General features: G+C 63.8%; 1 protein-coding gene. It reads left to right on the plus strand.

What is annotated here, in order from left to right:
* Nucleotides 1–34: 34 nt before the first annotated feature.
* The coding region (locus KHO33_RS41980; protein WP_211629357.1) for a hypothetical protein at nt 35–508 on the plus strand (474 nt) is incomplete at its 3' end.

A 508-nucleotide genomic window follows, 5' to 3' on the forward strand; every position in this document is an offset into this window, starting at 1 on the left:
GATCTTGTTACTCCCCTCCGTCATTGACAGAAAAATGCGCTATTCAGGAAAGACCCGTCCCGGGTACCAGAGTGAGGCCGGTAACGTAGACATGAATTCACACCATGAACATCCGCGCGTGGCCGGCAGTGCAGGCGCACGCCCGCACGCACCGCCGGAATTCCGGTTCTGGCGGCGACGTCTGGCACGGCGCGTCGGCGCCTTTGCCACCGTTTCCGCCGCCGTCATGCTGGCAGCGAGCGCATGGGTCTGGCGCGACGGCCTCGTGCCGGCGACCCTGTCCGTGCGGCCAGGCCAGACCTGGGAGGAGGTAGTCAAAGGCTCGACCTTTCCCGTTGCAAAGCACTCCGACATGCGGAACAACGGTTCCGGAACGACGGATGTCGATGCGTCCGCGGTCGTCATCGTGTTCAATGACCCCATCAACGGCTTCACACTTCCCGCCACGCGGTCCGCAAAAATCACCTGGCGCAATGCACGGGTGGCCGCCATCACCGCGTCCCCCATG

It is taken from the genome of Paraburkholderia nemoris (assembly GCF_905221015.1).
GTDB classification, from domain to species: Bacteria; Pseudomonadota; Gammaproteobacteria; order Burkholderiales; family Burkholderiaceae; genus Paraburkholderia; species Paraburkholderia nemoris.